This is a genomic window from Paenibacillus konkukensis (assembly GCF_023523925.1).
Lineage (GTDB): Bacteria > Bacillota > Bacilli > Paenibacillales > NBRC-103111 > Paenibacillus_S > Paenibacillus_S doosanensis.
The window spans coordinates 966,205-982,567 of the sequence record NZ_CP027059.1; the positions used below are offsets into that span (position 1 = coordinate 966,205).

The following is a 16,363-nucleotide window of genomic DNA, read 5'->3' on the forward strand; positions in this document are numbered from 1 at the left end:
CTTGGAAGCTGATTCAAAAAGCTAAGTCTCGTTACTCCCCGCTGCTTTTCGTCGCGTTCAAATCTACCTTATCGCCGCTATCGGTGTAGTCGAGCTGCGGGAAATATTGTTTGAAGCGTTCGGCGTTCAAATAACTCGATCCGTTTTGGAGCAGCAGGCTGCCGTCGGATGCAGCGAACGTATGAGTCTCTCCGTTAGCCGTAATATCTACGGATTGAGCGGCCGCATTCCATTGGACGGTACCCGCAAGCAAAGAGCTCAACACCCGGGACGGAACGTACAGCTGCCCGTCGTTGCGAACGACGTCGAACAAATCCTCTACGGGAATCTGATTGATCGATACGCCGCGTCTGTTAAGCTCGACGCTGATTGTATTCACGCCGGCCTGCTGCAGCGCCGTAACCAGCTGCGGCACCTCGCCGTCGACATCGATGTCGGGCTTCAGACCGACTTTATTGACCTTGCGCAGCTTAGGCGTCAAGTACTCTTCTATCGTCACTTTCAGCGCGCCGCCGTTCGAGAGCGGGAACAACGTTTGCACGCTTCCTTTGCCGAACGTGTTGCGGCCGATCACCTTCGATACGACGTTGTAATCTTGAAGCGCTCCGGTCAGCACCTCGGATGCGCTGGCGCTGTTTTCGTTGACGAGAATGTATAGAGGGAAAGGCTGCGTCGTGCCGCCCGAAAACTTCACCGGCTCGTCCACATTGTTCTTGTCTTTCGTATGGATCAGAATGCCTTCCTTGACGAACAGCTTGGCCATATTTTGCGCCGTATCCACAAGCCCGCCCGGATTATCGCGCAGGTCGAGGACGAGACTGGTCAGCCCCTGCTGTTTCAATTCGCCTAGCTGTGCCGCCGTCTGCTCGTCGGCTTCGCTGGAAAATCCGCTGACCCGGATATAGCCTACGCCCTGATCGAACATTTTGTGGGTCACGACGGGCACCTGAATCGTTTGTCTGGTCATGTCGAGGTCGATATTCTGCTGATTGCGCTCAACCGTTATCGAAACCTTGGAGCCTTCGGGACCCATGATTTTATCGGTAACTTCATCGAGCTTCTTCCCTTCCGTCGACACTCCGTCGACAGCGGCGATCCGGTCGCCGGGAAGCATTCCGGCCGTTTTCGCCGGACCGTCGAACACTTCGGTGACATAAGCGTTATTATCTTCGGACCGGACTTTAATGCCGATTCCGACATAATTATTTTCCAATGCGTTGTTGAACTGCTTCAATTGGTCGGCCGTAAAATAGACCGTGTACGGATCGTTCAACGATTCGACCATCGATTCGATGGCGATATCCGACAGATTGGTCCTGTTCGGAGCGCTGACGTGATTTTTCTCCAGCAAATTCAGTACTTCTTTGATTCGGGACGAATCGGCATCCGTTTGTTCGGCGGCAAAGACGGAGGAAGCGGCCGGGAATAACAGTGTGAGAGATAATAATGCGGTAGCGGTGCGCCGACCTAAAGTACGGTAGCCGTTCGGTTTCATAAGAGATTCATCCTTTCGCTTTTAACAACGTTAAGATAATTGCTTTTTCAAGTCGAATAAAAAGTTCATCGCCATCATCGGCGTCATATTCATCAAATCGGCCGATTTCAGCTGTTCGGCCAGTTGCTCCAGCTTCGGATCGGATTTTTTCTTCGTGCGCTCCGGCGCGGCCGCGGTTTCCTGGAACAGGCTGAGCTGAACGTAGCCGCTCTCCTTCACCTGCTCCGGCTGCTGCTGCGGGTCCTTAACGGCCGCGGCAGCGAATGGCGCGGGTGCCGCCGTCTCCGGCTCAGCCGTCATAGCCATAGGCTCCGCCGCTGCAGCTCCGGCATCCGGCATCGCTGCATCCGCCGCAAGCGGCAGCTCGGTCCGGTTCGGCATCTGCGCCTCCTGCAAAGCGGAAGGCTTGTCCGAAGGCGGCGCCCCTATGCCGGCCACCGCCTCGCTCTCGCCTTGAAGCAGCTCGGCGCGCGCTTCGAACGCGTGCAGCAGCTCGTACGAGCGGTCGATAATCCCGCCCGGCAAACCGGCGATCTGCGCGCAATAGATGCCGTAGCTCGTGCTCGCCGCGCCCGGAATCAGCTTGCGCAGAAACGTAACCTGACGGCCGCTCTCCTTGACCGCCATGCAATAATTGCGCAGCCCGGCGAGCGTTTCTTCCAAATGCGCCAGCTCGTGAAAATGGGTCGAGACGAGCGTCTTGCAGCCGATCTTGTCATGCAAAAATTCGATGACCGCCTGGGCGATCGCCATTCCTTCGCCGGTCGAGGTGCCGCGCCCCAGCTCGTCGATAATGACCAGGCTTCGGGCGGTCGCCTTCTCCGTCATGACCTGGATGTCCATCATCTCGACCATGAACGTGCTTTGGCCGCCGATCAAGTCGTCGGCAGCGCCGATCCGGGTGAAGATCCGGTCCAGAATAGGAACCTTGGCGGACTGCGCCGGAACGAAGCAGCCGATCTGAGCCATCAGGCAGATGATCGCCACCTGGCGCATATACGTGCTTTTCCCGGCCATGTTCGGGCCTGTGATCAGCATCATGCTGCCGTCTTCTCTGCTCAGCCGCGTATGATTCGCGATGAAGAAGCCGTCCTGCATGACGGCTTCGACGACGGGATGGCGGCCTTCGTCCACCCGCAGCTCGAAATCGTCCCCTATCGCCGGCTTCGTATACCGGTTAGCCGCGCTGACGGCGGCCAGCGACTGGTACACGTCCATCGTGGCAATCAGCTCGGCCAGCTGCTGCAGCCTGGATATATGGGCGGACAGCTTCTCCCTGAGCTGCATGAACAGCTCGTATTCCAGGTCGACCATCTTCTCCTGGGCTTCGAGGATCAGTCCTTCCTTCTCCTTCAGCTCCGGCGTAACGAACCGCTCGGCGTTGGCCAGCGTCTGCTTCCGTTCGTAACGGCCTTCCTCCAGCGAAGGAAGATTCGCTTTGGTCACTTCAATGTAATAGCCGAATACTTTGTTGTAGCCGATCTTCAGCGACTTCACGCCGGTCCGCTCGCGCTCCTGCTTCTCCAGCTCGGCAATCCACTGCTTGCCGTTCGTGCTGGCTTCGCGCAGCTGATCGAGATAGGCGTGATAGCCCGCCTTAATCATGCCGCCGTCGCGAATCGAGACGGGCGGCTCGTCCTGGATGGCGGTGTCGATCCACGCCATCACGTCCTGGCACGGGTCGATCCGTGCCGTAAGCTTCGCCAGCGTCCCGGAGCCCGACGCTTCGCCGATCTGCTTCAGCAGAGGCACCTGCCGAAGCGATGCCTTGAGCGCGACGAGATCGCGCGCATTGGCGTTGCCGTAAGCGATGCGCGCCACCAGGCGCTCGAGGTCGTAAACCTCCTTGAGCGCCTGCTTCAGCTCATCGCGGACGATCAGCTGATGGTACAGCCGTTCCACCGCCTCCAAACGCTCGCGGATCGCCGTTTCGCTCATCAGCGGCTTCTCGATCCAGCGGCGCAGCAGACGGCCGCCCATCGCGGTGACCGTCTTGTCCAGCAGCCACAAGAGCGAGCCTTTCTTCGACCGGTCGCGCACCGTTTCCACAAGCTCCAGATTGCGCCGTGTGAACGGGTCCATAATCATATACTGGTTCTGCTCGTAAACCCGAATATGCTTGATATGAGCAAGAGACCGCTTTTGCGTCTCCTGCAAATAAGTCATCAGCTGCCGCACGCAGGCTTTCGCTTCGGCGGGCAGCGCCGCCAGCTCCGCTTCTGCGAAATAGTCCTCCAAGGAAACCGCCGTATGTATAGTCGACGCGGACCGCGGGGTCATAACGACAGAGCTGGCCCACCCGGCCGGGTTATTGTCGCGCAGCTTCTGAAGCAGTTCGGCCGATCCCAGCAGCTCCGACGGATGATACACATTCATCTCGTCGGTCACAAGCGTAATCGTCCCTTCAAGACGCGTTACGAACAGCTCGCCCGTGGAGATGTCGCAGGCCGCGAAGCCGAAGCAGCCTTCCTGCTCTTCCGTCACGGAAACCATATAATTGTTGCTCGTCTCGCCGAGCGATCGCGCATCCATGACCGTACCCGGCGTCACAATGCGGACGATTTCCCGCCTGACGACCCCCTTGGCTTGCGACGGGTCCTCGACCTGCTCGCAAATCGCAACCTTATACCCTTTTTCTATCAGCCGGGCAATATAGTTATCCGCGGAATGGTACGGAATGCCGCACATCGGAATGCGCTCCTCGGCGCCTCCCTCCCGCCCGGTCAGCGTAATCTCCAGTTCGCGCGCGGCGTTCACCGCATCTTCAAAAAACATTTCATAGAAATCGCCCAAGCGAAAAAATAAAAAAGCGTCCTGCACCTCCGCCTTAATGGCGAGGTATTGCTCGATCATAGGAGTGTATTTGGCCATGCTTGTTCCTCCATGCTTTCCTGCGTACTATTGCGATAAAACGGGCGCATTTCGCCATTCTATCTATTCTCTGCTATTATATCACGAATTCATAGAGGATGGCTCTTTTCTATGAAAAGGCCCGATTTTCCACTTGCGGCGAATATCCTCCTGCTCGTTCCAGCCTTTCATTTGCAGCAGCATCGTTTTGAGCGGAGTCAAATAAGCTTCATGCTTGCGAAAGCCCGGCAGCTTTACCATATCGCTCCACAAACCGGGAATGAGCGGACGTATTCTCGGCTTGTCGCCCGAATAGTAAGCCTGCTGGATGTTCGGTTCGCCGAGTGGCCTTGCCGGAAGCAGACGGTGGTGATCGGCAATCAGCTTAGCCAGTGCTAGCACTCCTCTGGCCACCGTCGGGGAAGTCATCCAGCTGGGCAGTACGCGATACTCGAACCCGCCGTGCCGCTGCCTTCGGAAATCGCCGAGAAAGCCGTATTTCGGCCTCCTCCCGCCAGTCGTCTCATCCTCCAGCAGGACGAGCGGCAGCGCCAAATAATTGTCGAGCGTGCGCAGCAGCTCCGCGCTCAGCCGGACGCCGCTGAAATGAATATGCCCGCCGAGCGGGAACCCTTTCACGGGCATCCCTCCCGCAATCCATTCCAGCGTGCCGTCGGCAATGCTGCGGGAGGCGAGCTGCATCGTGCGGTGCAGATTGATCATCATCTGCCGCACCTCTCTGCTCGGCTCGGGACGAAGCTCGGCCAGCGGATAAATTTTGCGGAAGCTCGGCAGCACAATCGCATCGCAGCCAACCGGTCCGTCCTTCTCCAGAAAGTCGGACGCGAAGATCACCTTGCCGCGCTCGTTGCGGAGCAGAAATTCCGGATCGGCTCCGAGCATCGCCTCCTGGAGAGGATGCTCCGCTTCCTCCTTAAGCTCCAGCGCCAACTTATGCATCGCGTCCGCGAACAGCTCGGCAAGCCGCTCATCCAGCTGCGGCACGGCGCCGACCTCCAGCACCGTGAGTTCCCCTCCCGGGCGCACGCCCACACGTACGACGCCGTAATCGAGTCCCAGCGCGTAAATCGCCTTGACCGCCTCCCGCTTCGCTCGGATGGCGTGATAGGAAGGCGTCTCCGCCAATACCTCGACAAACCCGCTGTCCTCCTGCTTTTTCTGCAAAGGATGCGAGGTCCCGAAATAAACCCCGTGCGATTTCTGAAACAAAGCGAGCGCTTGGAGATGGAACACCGGAATAACGTACTCGTAGGTCCAGCGCGGCAGCTCTGCGCCGGTCTCCGGATTCATGCGGATGCCGTGCAGCTCCAGGCATTCCGCCGCTTTTCGGGGGTTTGCCGCGCGCAGCACGCTTTTGACGGGCTGAACCGACCTTCGGCCCGATTTTTCCGCATGAAAGCAGCCCCAATGGATGATGCAGGTCGGCTCCTGCGAGACGGGCAGCCTCGTTCCGTGCGGCAGCCGGATTTTATCCAGCAGCAGCTGCAGGGTCGGTTCGTTGGAATGGAGCAAAAAAACGCGCATCACGAGCTATCCCCCTTCGAAAAGAACAATGGATTCGGCTTCCGCAGAGCCTATTTTGGCGGCGGAAGGGCTTCGAAACAAAAAAGAGGGCTGACGCCCTCTGCCGAAATGAACTATAGCCACATATACTAAAAGCAGAAATCAGTTCAAATCGTCGTCTAAGAGATCCGGATCGAGATCCTCAAAGTCACCGTCATCGGCTTCGTCGAAATCAACCTGTTTGTCGTCGAAATCATCGCCGCCGTTAGGGTTCACCACAACCCAAATTTTGGTTTCCGCGATCATTTCCACTTTGAATTCGCGCTCCACGCGAATGACGACACTGTCCCCGCTCGCAGATATGCTCGCTTCCACGCAGTTCGGTTCCTGTGTGGCTTGCGCCGCAACTTCAGCCGTTGACGGTCTGTGCTTCTTGTCGAGATAAGACAGTCCGACCGCCTCCACGTAAGAGATCGTTTCTTTCGCAACATCGGTTTTGGTATTTTTGTCGTAAGAATACCAAATGTTGATGTCATAAGTACCCACTACTTCCACGTGATCTCCCGACTTCACCGCATCATATTGGTTGTTGATAATCCAAGCACCCAAAATACTCGTCGGAGCATGAGGCGGAGTGACCGTGTTCGTTACTTGGGAAAATTTACGACCTTTGCCGCAGACAGCCTTCGTATAGATCTCTCTGTAATGCAAATCTTTATCTATTGACATCTTTTCAACCTCCTCCATACAATCATTCATTACAATTGTATGCAGGACATAGGCGAATGTTGATTAAACGGAAGTCCCCAAATAAATATTCTTTGTAAAAACAAATAGAACTTAGCCGATTTAGGTTCTACAATAGGCTATGAACGTATAATCATCAATCTTTCCTGCAGGCGCTACAGATGGAAGAACGCGATCGTCGGATTATACTGACCGAAGACAGGCAGATAGATGCCGTTGCCAGGCTAGTCGCTGCATTCGCCGCTATTGTTACCCCTCGGGCCATCGTTTTTTGCGATGATGAGGCGGACGAAGCGCTGTTGGCCAAGATCGCAGACAGGAGTACGGCGTACATACCTCGGGAACATATGCCCATGTTGATGATGAGCAATTGGAGACGGGATTACTTGACCGGCTTGCAGCATTTGGCGCTGAATCTGATGATTACGGAATGCTGCTAGAAGCAAAAAAACATGCGCATACAAAATAATCCTCTCTTGTGAAGGAGCTGCACAATGGCTACCGTATTTGGGGTTATTATCTATATGACATTTATTAGCCTTGGAATTCCGGATTCTCTGCCTGGATCGGCGTGGCCTGCAATTCGGCCCGACTTGGGCGGTTCATTCGGCTTCGCGGGGATCTTGTCCATGATTGTGGCTGGAGGAACTATCGTATCCCGTCTTTCACAATGTCAATCATTAAGCAATAGGCATGTCCCCTGCGCGGCTTTTCGCTTTTATGTGCAGGGGACGGTTTATTTTTGCGCAGCGTATCCCACATTCTTTTGCTTTTTCGCCCGCTTGGCTACGGCCAGATACGCCCTCAGCTCCATGATGAGCTGCAGCAGCGCGGAGCGGATCTCGAACTCCTCCCGGCTCGCCGGCAGCGGCATCCGCTTATAGCCGGCGACAAGCGATTCCAGCGCCTGTTCGGCGCGTCCCGTATAATAATCTTCCTTGACATCCTCGCTCAAGCCTTCGAACACGGATGCGAGCCCTTCGCCGTGCGGCAGCGTCTGATATACCTGCGCAACCAGCTGCATCATCCGGTCAATAGAATCGAACTGTTGCTTGCGCATATAAAAGTAGGCGAACCAGGCGTTCTGCTCCTGGAGCAGCACATTTTCCTTCAGCCGCTGAGCTGCCTGCAGCCCTTGCCGGATCAAGCTTTGTGCCTCAAGCAGCTCGCTGCCGTCCCAAATATAGCTATCGTCTTTCAAATGACGGGCGATCTGCACGAAAATCTGTGAAAAACAGGACTCCAGCTTATTTTTCAGCTCCGTCAGCTGCTTGTCCTCCCGCGGCATATAAATAATGTTGATTAACGTAGCCGTGCCGAGGCCGATGAGCAGCAGCGCCACCTCGTTGAGCAGCAGCTGCGTCGATATGCTTTGCGCGGTAAATACGTGGAACATGACGACAGAGCCGGTCACCACGCCGTCCTTCAGCTGCAGCCGCGACAGCGCCGGATACAGAATCAGAATACATAAGCTGATCACCCATATATCGAAGCCGATGAGGCCAAACAGCAGCGCCGACAAAGCAAGACCGAGCAAGGAAGCCGCGATGCGTTGAAACGACGTTTTAAGTCCTCTCTTCTTCGTGACGTCGATGCCCAGGATGGCAAGCAGACCTGCGGACAACGGCGAATGAACGCCGAGCAGCTGAGCCGCCGTAATCGACGCCCAGACGGCGACGGCCGTTTTTATAATGCGGATTCCCATAAACGACCCCTTTCTGCAGCCGCTGAAAGCGTGGTGAAAACGTCCGCTGCGGTACTCATTTGATCTTCCAAAGGCGAGCGCTGACGCTTTTCCAGATTCAAAAGGCCACTCCGCTCTTTGTTCACTACGCGATAGTCCTGTCAGCTCTACGCAGCATGCTCTATTACAGCCGTATCCGGCGGCGGGACGGGTTCATGATCTTGCTCTATAGCCTCCCGTCTCCCGCCGTCCGCCTTCTTCTACTTCCGCTTGCTTCCTATCAGCTTGCCTTCCAGATAGGCGACGGCCTGATACATTAAGGTCGCCGCAATGGCAATCAGAATGACGCTGCCGATCACCAGCGTAAAGTTAAATACTTGAAAACCGTATATGATCAAGTAGCCCAGGCCTTCCTTGGAGACGAGAAATTCGCCGACGATCACGCCGACCCAAGACAGTCCGACGTTCACCTTCAACGTGGAGACGATCGTCGGGTACGAGGCGGGCAGTATGACGTTCTGAAATACTTTTCCCTTGGAGCCGCCGAATATGCGAATGACCTTCGTATAGTTCGGATCTACCTCTCGAAAGCTCATATATACCGTTAAAATCGTAATAATAACGGTCAGAGACAGCGTAGTTGCTATAATCGATAAAACCCCGGGCCCGAGCGCTACGATAAACAGCGGTCCGAGCGCCACCTTCGGCAGGCTGTTCATCACGACGATGTACGGATCGAGCACCCGGGATAAAAAGGGCGACCACCAGATCAGCGCGGCAACGGCCGTGCCGAGCAGCGTACCGAGCACGAATCCGGCGATCGTCTCCCACAGTGTCACGCCCAGATGAATCAGCAGCGAACCGTCCAGCAGCTTCGTATAAAGCAGTTCCCCGATCCGGCTGGGGAAGCTGAATAGCAGCGCGTCGATCCACTGCTTTCGTCCGGCCACTTCCCATAAAGAGAAAAAAGCAATGAGAATGGCCAACTGGACCAGCCTTACCTGCCAAGCAACCTTCCGTTCCCGGGACATAAACCGGGCATATTCGCGTTGTGTCAGCAGCCGTCTTGCCGATGCTTCCGAAGAGGCGGCCGCTCCCGGCGATCCGGGCTGCCGCTCATTCATGCCGATCTCCCCCTTTGGCTTCCATATCGTCGAATTGTCCCCACAACCGATGAAATAAATCGTGAAAACCCGCTTCCTCCCTCGCCTTCAGAGGCAGGGCGGCGCGAATGTTCCCGGGCACCTCCACCTCGGCGCGAATCCGCCCCGGGCGGGGCTGCAGCACGATAATCCGGTCGCTCATCGCGATGGCCTCCGTAATATCGTGAGTGACCAGAATCGCCGTCTTGCCGCGCGAGCGCAGCGTGACGGCGACGAGATCCTCAAGCTGCAGCTTCGTCTGATAATCGAGCGCGGAGAACGGCTCGTCGAGCAGCAGTATATCCGGTTCGGTCGCCAAGGTCCGCACCAGCGCCACGCGCTGGCGCATCCCGCCCGATAATTGCTGCGGGTAGCTGTCCGCGCAATCGGCCAGCCCCATATCGCTCAGCAGCTCCAGCACAAGCGGCTTATAAGCCGCTTCTTCCTTGCCTGTAAGCTCCAGTCCGATCGCCGCGTTCTCGTAGATGGTGCGCCACGGAAACAAATAATCCTGCTGCAGCATATAGCCGACCTTCGGCGTCGGCCTTTTGATCCGTTCCCCCGCTATAAGCACGGTGCCTTCCGTCGGAAGCAGCAGTCCGCTAATCAGCGAGAGCAGCGTCGTTTTGCCGCATCCGCTAGGACCGATCAAGCTGACAAACTCTCCTTGCTCCACCTGCAGATCGATCTGTTCCAGCGCCAAGGTTGCGCCTCTGCCGTTCACATATACATGGGAAAGCTGCCGAAGTTCCACGACGGTTTGCATTTGCATTCGTATCCCCTCCTCCCGGACTCGCGGTCACCTTCCTCGCTATTTCACCGCTTCCTTCGCTTTTTCGGCAAACTGATTGTCAACAAGCACCTTGTAATCCGCGCGCTGTTTCAATTCGCCGGCCGATTCCATCACATCCTGCAGATTGTTCCATTCCTGCTCGTCGATCATCCCGTCGGTAGAGAACGAGCCTTGATCTTTATAGCGTTTGACGACGCCTTTGACGACTTCCTTATCCGTATCCTGGAAGAAGGACATTATCGCATCGGTAATCTCGTCGACGCTGGCGGTTTGCACCCAGTTCTGAGCCTTTTGAACGGCGTTCGAGAATTTCTGGATCGTACCGCTGTTTTTGTCGATAAAGCTCTTCTTCGCCATAAAGACGGTGTACGGCAGCTTCCCGCTCTCTACGCCGAACGAAGCGATGACATACCCTTTACCTTCCTTCTCGATAACCGTCGCCTGCGGTTCGAACAATTGAACGTATTCTCCCGTTCCGGAGGCGAACGCCGTCGGGATGTTGGCAAAGTCGACGTTCTGGATCAGGTCCAAATCTTTATGCGGATCGATGCCGTGCTTTTTCAGCGTGAATTCCCCCGCCATTTGCGGCATGCCGCCTTTGCGCTGTCCGAGAAACACTTTCCCCTTCAAGCTGTTCCAGTCGAATGCCCCGGTTTGCGGCTTGCGAGCCACAAGGAAGGTTCCGTCCGTTTGCGTCAGCTGCATGAAATTGATCACCGGATCGCCGCTTCCCTGCTGCTGTACGTAAATCGAAGTTTCCGAGCCGACCAGCGCCACGTCGATGCCTCCGGAGAGCAGCGTCGTCATCGTCTTATCTCCGCCCGAGGTCGTCGTCAAATCGATATCAAGCCCTTGTTCTTTGAAAAATCCTTTCGCTATCGCGACATATTCCGGAGCGTAGAAGATGGAACGCGTCACCTCGCCGATCCGCACCTTCGTCACTTCCTCCTTGCTCCCTTTGCCGCATGCCGTAAGCGTTAATGCCGCCGCAAGCAGTAAAGACAGCGCCAGACTCCATCGTTTCCTGTTCATAGGCAAGTCCCTCCACTCGTTTTCCTTAAGATGGGATAGTCTATGCATCAGCCCAGAGAAAGGTTCGGAACCGATACAGCGCCGGGTTGTCCATAGGCAAGAACAAATCCCCCCAAAGTGACGTGATGCTCTGAAGCTTATTCCGTCCGCATCCAGCCTAAGCCGGATCGGCGTCTAACCCTTCCTCTGGGATCGTTCTATGGGTAGACATTCCTTTCGGGGGAGCCCAGGATATCCACAGGATATTGCTGCGCATCATTTCCTAAACAACAAAAAAACGCCCGTTCGCTAATGAAGCGGACAGACGTTTCTAAATATGCAGCGATTGATGCGCGGCCTGCGTCGAGGTTAGGGTTTCCAATCGCCGCTGCAGCCGGATAGCCCGATGAATGAACGGCCGAAAGCAATGCCTTCAGGCCGTAGTAGGAATCCGAGACTGTCCCGTTCCTTGCCCGGGCTGGCTGGAATTCGCGCTGTCTTCGGATACGGCATTCTGCTCTCCCGGATCGATCGTGCGGCCCTTTCCGTACGGAATAATCAGCGGCGTTCCGTAGAAAGGATCTTTGAGCACCTGACAGTCGAGATCGAACACGGATTGGATCATCTTCTCGGTGACGATGTCCTCCGGCTTGCCTTGCGCCCAAATCGCCCCGTTCTTGACGGCGATCATGTTATGCGCGTAGCGGCAGGCGAGGTTAATATCGTGAAGCACCATCACGACGGTGCGGCTTTCCTTCTCGTTCAGCTCATAGAGCAAATCCAGCACCTCGATCTGGTGCGTCATATCCAAATAGGTGGTCGGTTCGTCGAGCAGCACCGTATCCGTATCCTGAGCCAGCGTCATCGCGATCCAGGCTCTTTGCCGCTGTCCGCCGGACAGCGCATCGACCGTACGTTCGGCAAACTCGGTCATACGCGTTTTGTCGAGCGCCGTGCGCACCATTCGCTCATCTTCTTCCGACCACTGCTGCAGCCAGCTTTGATACGGGTACCGCCCCTGCTTGACCAATTGAAGCACCGTAAGCCCTTCGGGAGCCGTCGGACCCTGCGGCAAAATCGCCAACCGCTTGGCAATTTCTTTCGTAGGAAGCTTGGATAGCTCGTGTCCGTCAAGCACAATGGTCCCCTTCTGAGGATTCAGCAGACGGGCCAGCGAGCGCAGCAGCGTCGATTTACCGCAGCCGTTGCTGCCGATAAGCACCGTAATTTCTCCCTTTGGAATAGTTACGCTCAAGTCTTTGAATATAGGTACGGTTCCGTAGGATAAGCTTAAGCCCTTGGCTTCCATTGCGTACATCCGAAGTCATCTCCTTCAATCGTCTATCATGAATGGCGGTGTTTGTAGAGCAGGTACACGAAGAACGGCGCGCCGATGACCGCGGTGAATACGCCGGCCGGAATGTCGAGGGGCGTGAACAGCGTACGAGCCGCCAAGTCCGCTACCAGCAGAATGAACGCTCCGATCAATGCCGAAACCGGTAGAACGCCTCCGAAGGCCGGTCCGACCAGCTTGCGGGCGATATGGGGCGCCATCAGTCCGATAAAGCCGATGGCTCCGCCGATCGCCACCGCCGCCCCCGCCAGTCCTACGCTAAGCAGAATGAGAATGGCCCGCTTCGCCTGTACGGCGCTGCCGACGCCGGCCGCGATATCTTGACCGAGCTCCTGGACGTTAACTTCCCGTGCCAAGAGCAGCGTCACCGGCAGCAAAACGACGACCCAAGGAAGCAGCACGAGCACGTCTTTCTCCCAGGAAACCCCGTAGATGCTGCCCGTCATGAACGTCATCGACTTGTTGGCCAAAATAATCGGTCCGGATATCATCAGCATGTAAGAGATAGAGCTGTAAGCCGACGACATCCCGATGCCGATCATAACCATTCGCAAAGGCGATACGCCTTTCTTCCATGCTAAAATATAAATCAAAAACGTCGACAAGAACGCCCCAATAATGGCGCATAGGGGCAGCCACTGGATGCTGATCGTACCGCCCAGGAAAAAGAAGAAGCATACGGCCCCGAGCGACGCGCCGCCCGTAATTCCCACGATGTCCGGGGAAGCGAGCGGATTGCGGATCAGCCCTTGCAGGATAGCGCCGGAAACGGCGAGCGAGCTGCCGACCAGCACGGCCACAATCATCCTCGGCAGACGAAGCGTGTGCACAATGACAGTGTTCGTTTCCGAGCCGATGCCGAGAAACACTTTAATAACTTCGAGCGGCGTGATTTTGACCGAGCCGACGCCGGTTCCGATGATGAAGATCGCCGCGTTAACGATCATTAATCCGACAATCACCCACAGCATTTTTTTACTCACGAGAAAAGAGAACGGAGGCTTCTTGCTGCGAAGTGTCCAATATTTGCTCATACTACGATCTCCCTCCTTTCCGCGCAATATACACGAAGAAAGGAACGCCGAGCAATGCGGTGACGACTCCAACGGGGACTTCCTTCGGCATCGCGATAAATCTGGACCCGAGGTCCGCAAGGAGGATCAGAATCGCACCGAGCACCGCGCAATACGGAACGACCCAGCGGTAGTCGGTGCCGACCAGGTACCGGGCGATATGCGGGATGATAATCCCGACGAAGACGACCGGCCCGGCCACGGCCACGGAGCCGCCGGACAAGATGACGATGACGACTGCCGCGCCGAGCTTTATGTATACCGTTCGCTGGCCAAGGCCCTTGGCTACGTCGTCTCCCATGGCCAAAATATTCATATGGCGGGATAGCAGCATCGCTGCGATCAGTGCGATTGCAATATAAGGAACGACCGCGCCCAGCATCTTCAGTTCTCTGCCTGCGACGGAACCGACCAGCCAAATCAGCACCTGATCGAACGCCTTGCCGTTCGTCAGCAGAACGCCTTGGGTTAGCGACGAGAAGAAGGCCGTCACCGCCGATCCGGCCAAAGTGACCTTTACCGGCGTTAATCCGTCTCTGCCGAGCGAGCCCATCACGTAGACGATCCCCGCGCTGAGAGCGGCTCCGATGAAAGCGACCCAGGTCAGCGTCATCATGCCCGCGGACGGTCCGAAACCGACAAGCAGCACGATGCAGAAAGCCGCGCCCGAATTAACGCCGAATAAGCTGGGCGAAGCCAGCGGATTTTTCGTCAGCGCCTGCATGTAGGCGCCCGCCACCGCAAGGCTGGCACCCACGGTGACGGCGATGAGCGCGCGCGGTATTCTCGTCGTCTGAATGATAAGATGGTCGTTGCTGCCGTTGAACGCGGTATACGCTTCAACGACGGTATTCCAGGAATAATTGTTGACGCCGAACATAATGCTTGCGGCGGCCGATGCGAGGCAAATCAGGACAAAAAAGATGAGCCCTGCGATTTTGGCTTGCTGCGAATGGAATAAAGCTCTCATAAGACCCTCTTTTGCTTTTTTCATTTATAAAAGAATGATAAAATAAGTACTTTTCCATTCTATGAGAACCGTTATCAGTTGTCAACGATTTTGAAAATCATTATCATGGAGAACCGTGCATAAACAAAAATACCCGCACCGATCGATAGCCTCGACCGTACGGGTATTTCCAGAAATGCCGATTTACCGGTTACAGCTTGTAAATATCGCCGAACTTCTTGGCGAAGTACTGCACCAGGTAATCCGGGTTCAGCTCCTCGCCCGTCACCTGCATAATAATTTCGTTCGGGCTAAGCGCCTTGCCGTAACGGTAGATGCGATCCGTCAGCCAATCCTTGATCGGCAGCAAATTCCCGCTCTCGATCAGCTCGTCGTAGCCTGCAAGCTGCTTCCTCAGCGTATGCTCGATCTGCGCTGCGTACATATTGCCTAGCGCGTACGAAGGGAAATAGCCGAACGAGCCTCCGGCCCAGTGAACGTCCTGCAGCACCCCTTCTCCGTCGCTCGCGGGTACGACGCCGAGATATTCCTTATATTTCTCATTCCACACTTCCGGAAGATCCGCTACGCGCACCGATTCGCTGAACAGCGCTTTCTCGATTTCATAACGAACCATAATATGCAGGTTATAAGTCAGCTCGTCGGCTTCGATGCGGATCAGCGATGGCTTGACTTCATTGGACGCCCGGTAAAACTCCTCAACCGATACGCTATCGAATTGCCCCGGATAATTGGCTTGCAAATCTTTATAATATCGTTTCCAGAACGGACGGCTTCGCCCGATCATATTTTCCCAATAGCGCGATTGCGATTCATGAATCCCCATCGAGGTGCCTGTGCACAGCGGCGTGCCGATCAGCTCGGGCGAAATGTTCTGCTCATACAGTGCATGGCCGCCTTCGTGGATCGTGCCGAACAGCGCGCTGTTGACGTCGTCGAGCAAATAGCGGGTCGTAATCCGCACATCTCCCGGATTCAAGCCTGTGGCGAACGGATGAACCGTCTCGTCCAGCCTGCCCGCTTCGAAGTCGTAGCCCATTTGCCCTAAGATAAAGAGGCTAAACGCTTTCTGCTTTTGCTTGTCGAAGCGCTGTCTCAAGAAGCCGGTTTCCGGCTTATGCGGCGAAGCCTGGACGGCCGATAGAAGCGGAACGACCTTTTCGCGCAGCGCGCCGAACACTTCATCGAGCTTAGCCACGGTCATGCCCGGCTCGTACATATCGAGCAGCGTATTGTACTTATGCCCTTCATAGCCCCACAGCTGAATAAACTCCAGATTGGCCGCCACGATTTTCTCCAGATAAGGCTGGAACTTGGCGTAATCGGAAGCTTCCTTCGCTTCCTCCCAGACCGACTCGGCTTGCGAGGTTAATACGACGTATTCCTGATGCAGCTTGGGCGGTATTTTCTTGCTCCGCTCATAATCCTTGGCGCATTCTTTGACGACGGTGCGGTCCGTAGAACTAAGCAAGGCCTGCTTATCCGATTCGTTGAAATAAGCGAGCATCTCTCCCATTTGTTCCGACACGGCCATGGCGAAATGCTCGGCGGACAGCATGCCGACGACTTCGGAACGAGTACCGATCCCTTTTTTCGGCGCCCCGGTCCTCATATCCCAATACAGCAACCCGATCGCTTCCTCGTAGCTCTTCATTTTTTTCAAATATTCCTTGAACTCCGTCAGCTTCTGGTCAAATCCCTGTGCGGTCACGGACAGCAC

Annotated in this window: 13 protein-coding genes and 1 pseudogene; 2 read left to right on the top strand and 12 right to left on the bottom strand. The window is 55.8% G+C overall.

The features are described from left to right. Positions 1-31 precede the first annotated feature (31 nt). The 4 genes from SK3146_RS04205 to SK3146_RS04220 form a co-directional block, all read right to left on the bottom strand. Positions 32-1,495 (bottom strand): S41 family peptidase, encoded by a 1,464-nt coding sequence (locus SK3146_RS04205; RefSeq protein ID WP_249863899.1) that lies wholly within the window; start codon positions 1,493-1,495, stop codon positions 32-34. Positions 1,496-1,525: 30 nt separating this feature from the next. Next, positions 1,526-4,366 (bottom strand): DNA mismatch repair protein MutS, encoded by a 2,841-nt coding sequence (gene mutS / locus SK3146_RS04210; RefSeq protein ID WP_249863900.1) that lies wholly within the window; start codon positions 4,364-4,366, stop codon positions 1,526-1,528. 81 nt (positions 4,367-4,447) lie between these two features. Beyond that, positions 4,448-5,890: a putative amidoligase domain-containing protein gene (locus SK3146_RS04215; protein ID WP_249866172.1), complete on the bottom strand. Its 1,443-nt coding sequence runs from the start codon at positions 5,888-5,890 to the stop codon at positions 4,448-4,450. Positions 5,891-6,031: 141 nt separating this feature from the next. Beyond that, positions 6,032-6,598, bottom strand: a complete 567-nt coding sequence (locus SK3146_RS04220; RefSeq protein WP_249863901.1) for an outer spore coat protein CotE — start codon at positions 6,596-6,598, stop codon at positions 6,032-6,034. Between the two features lie 179 nt (positions 6,599-6,777). On the opposite strand from SK3146_RS04220, the gene SK3146_RS04225 reads away from it, so the two are divergent. Next, a complete protein-coding gene (locus SK3146_RS04225; RefSeq protein ID WP_249863902.1) occupies positions 6,778-7,056 on the top strand; it encodes a hypothetical protein in 279 nt (92 codons plus the stop codon). Between the two features lie 54 nt (positions 7,057-7,110). Then, positions 7,111-7,284, top strand: a pseudogene (locus tag SK3146_RS04230) (MFS transporter); the annotation flags it as partial. Between the two features lie 68 nt (positions 7,285-7,352). On the opposite strand, the gene SK3146_RS04235 reads toward SK3146_RS04230, so the two are convergent. From SK3146_RS04235 to SK3146_RS04270, 8 genes are all read right to left on the bottom strand, one after another. Further along, positions 7,353-8,321 (bottom strand): aromatic acid exporter family protein, encoded by a 969-nt coding sequence (locus SK3146_RS04235; RefSeq protein ID WP_249863903.1) that lies wholly within the window; start codon positions 8,319-8,321, stop codon positions 7,353-7,355. A gap of 239 nt (positions 8,322-8,560) precedes the next feature. Continuing rightward, complete coding sequence (locus SK3146_RS04240; protein WP_249866173.1) at positions 8,561-9,331, bottom strand: ABC transporter permease; 771 nt, start codon at positions 9,329-9,331, stop codon at positions 8,561-8,563. 85 nt (positions 9,332-9,416) lie between these two features. Beyond that, positions 9,417-10,208, bottom strand: a complete 792-nt coding sequence (locus SK3146_RS04245) for an ABC transporter ATP-binding protein (RefSeq protein WP_249866174.1) — start codon at positions 10,206-10,208, stop codon at positions 9,417-9,419. 45 nt (positions 10,209-10,253) lie between these two features. Continuing rightward, on the bottom strand, positions 10,254-11,267 hold the full coding sequence (locus tag SK3146_RS04250) for an ABC transporter substrate-binding protein (protein ID WP_249863904.1): 1,014 nt from the start codon (positions 11,265-11,267) through the stop codon (positions 10,254-10,256). 412 nt (positions 11,268-11,679) lie between these two features. Continuing rightward, entirely contained in the window at positions 11,680-12,564 is an 885-nt protein-coding gene (locus SK3146_RS04255) for an ABC transporter ATP-binding protein (RefSeq protein WP_249863905.1), read from the bottom strand. Positions 12,565-12,590: 26 nt separating this feature from the next. Continuing rightward, entirely contained in the window at positions 12,591-13,634 is a 1,044-nt protein-coding gene (locus tag SK3146_RS04260) for a FecCD family ABC transporter permease (RefSeq protein ID WP_249863906.1), read from the bottom strand. Between the two features lies 1 nt (position 13,635). Beyond that, entirely contained in the window at positions 13,636-14,643 is a 1,008-nt protein-coding gene (locus SK3146_RS04265; protein ID WP_249863907.1) for a FecCD family ABC transporter permease, read from the bottom strand. Between the two features lie 190 nt (positions 14,644-14,833). Beyond that, positions 14,834-16,297 (bottom strand): carboxypeptidase M32, encoded by a 1,464-nt coding sequence (locus SK3146_RS04270; protein WP_434006884.1) that lies wholly within the window; start codon positions 16,295-16,297, stop codon positions 14,834-14,836. Positions 16,298-16,363: the final 66 nt, after the last annotated feature.